Raw genomic sequence first — 2013 nt, 5'->3', positions numbered from 1 at the left:
TTGTTGATCAGAGGCCGGCACTCCAGGAGTGCATCCCGCACCACCCGCGCGCTGCTCGCCCGGCTCGAACGAATCAGCGCAGACGCTGGAAGACGGTCAGAGCGGGAACTAGTCACCGCGCGACCTCAGCGCCCAGCTCAGGCCAGATCAGGTGCCAGCGTTCCGGCGACAAATCGTCAGGCGACCCAGGAACTCGGCCTGTGGCCAGTGCGAGTTCACTGATTCGGCTCCGCGGGATGCCGGTCTTCTTCCAGTCGCTGACCGAGGGCGGCTTGATGCCGAGCAGTTTCGCAACCACCCCGGTCCCGCCAAGACAATCGATAAGTTCAGTCGCAGTAGCCATGCGCAGATTTTAGGAATTCCTTAATCAATAGTCAAGGCATTCCTAGTCGCATCCCTGTTAGGATTTCCTAATGAGCACCCTTGCTGACCGCCTCAAAGAGGCCATGGACGACATGCCCGAGATAAAGGCCGTGAACATCGCGCGCGCATGCGGTATTCGCAGCGCATCGATCGTGGACTGGCAAAGCGGGCGGACGAAGAAGATGGAAGGTAGCAACCTACTTGCTGCTGCAGAACTGCTGCGCGTGAACCCGTGGTGGCTCGCCACGGGGCGCGGGGAACAAGCGGGCTGCCTATCACCTCGACCCGGGTTACAACGTGCCGGCAGCCGCGCAGGACATCTGGTGCACATGACTGGCCATTCAGGGCCAAAATTGAAGACTACGAAAGCTGAGTCAAGCACAGAAGGAGGCCCTGAGACACGATCGTGTCGGCATTCCTTGGGGCGAGCCTAGTCGAGCGCGACGCGTGGGCTTCGCCGCTGGCAGATGGGTCGATCAAAGCGACACCCAAAATCGGACGGAGAACGGCAAACGAGTAAGCGCCGAAGCTCCGTAATATCGCTTATTTCTTATCCAATTCGATTTCGTCACGCGCAACGTGCGCGCTGATGGGAACATCTACAGCTTTCCCATCCTTGCCGACTAGATTAATAATCTGCTGAACATAAGCAACCTCAAAATGGCCGGCCGAAATATTGAATGCCTCGAAGCGGACCACTTTGAATACCTCGCCAGCGTCCGTTATTCGGCATTTACCACCGGCGCCTAATAGCCTATCAACCTCGGCGCGAAATCCATTAACCCGAAGGGTCCGCAATTGAGCTACATAGGTTTTGTCATTGCACAGGAAAGTACGCGCGCCGTTACGCGGCCGATAGTTTTCGGTCCCCGGTGACGGCTTCGTGACAATGTAGGGCAACTGATCATCGATCAGCTTCTTGCCTGGCGCCGTTGGCTGGCCCGGATAGGAGCGATCCATCTGGATCTCCTTCATTCCCTCGATCACCGGCCTGTACGTCGGAAGACCGTCTGCATCCGCCGCCCCGCAACTGGTCGACGCAAGCAAAGCCGCCCCAACGAGGGATGAGAAAATTACAGTCCTTTGACGCATAGCCCGCCCTTGCCCTGTTGAGATGAAACACGATTAGATTCCACTTCCCCTAAACGCACAGCCCCCACATTAGAGGGATTGGGTTTCAAGTGCCACTCGCAAAAAATAAAAAAATCTTAATTTACAAGGCATTAGCAAACGCGCCATACAAACCCGTCTGCATATTGTCATGCAGAACCATTTGCATACCCCTTATGCGGGGTTATTAGGTAGGCACTTAAAAGATTATTAATTCGGCTCCATATGGACCGCTGGGGGAACATCCGGCGGCAAACCGGGGTCAGCATGTCTAACGTAGTAAAAATCGCCGATTACTTGGCGGCTTCGAATCGCGCGCGAAAGAACACAAAGCAGGATCAGGACGGAGACACAATCGTCATCCGCAGGCATCGGAACGGAGACATCGACTACTTCTTCGACGGAGCCTTCAAAGCGTCGCGCCTCCTGACCGCGCAGGCGATGCACAAGTACTTGGGGAGGTCCTCGCCGTGTGACTGTCGCACAATTTTAGGAATTCTATTGACATGCAGCTAAGGAATTCCTAAACTCCATCCATCG

General features: G+C 55.6%; 2 protein-coding genes. Both read right to left on the bottom strand.

What is annotated here, in order from left to right; genetic code table 11:
- Window positions 1-112 precede the first annotated feature (112 nt).
- Window positions 113-343 carry a Cro/CI family transcriptional regulator gene (locus OMK73_RS36990; RefSeq protein ID WP_267606663.1) on the bottom strand — a complete coding sequence of 77 codons (231 nt, stop codon included), beginning with the start codon at window positions 341-343 and terminating at the stop codon, window positions 113-115.
- A gap of 563 nt (window positions 344-906) precedes the next feature.
- A complete protein-coding gene (locus OMK73_RS36985) occupies window positions 907-1323 on the bottom strand; it encodes a hypothetical protein (RefSeq protein ID WP_267606662.1) in 417 nt (138 codons plus the stop codon).
- Between the last annotated feature and the right edge of the window lie 690 nt (window positions 1324-2013).

The organism is Cupriavidus sp. D39, from assembly GCF_026627925.1.
GTDB lineage: Bacteria > Pseudomonadota > Gammaproteobacteria > Burkholderiales > Burkholderiaceae > Cupriavidus > Cupriavidus ulmosensis.
Note: the sequence above shows the minus strand (reverse complement) of the source record. Positions and strands in the feature narration are given on the sequence as shown.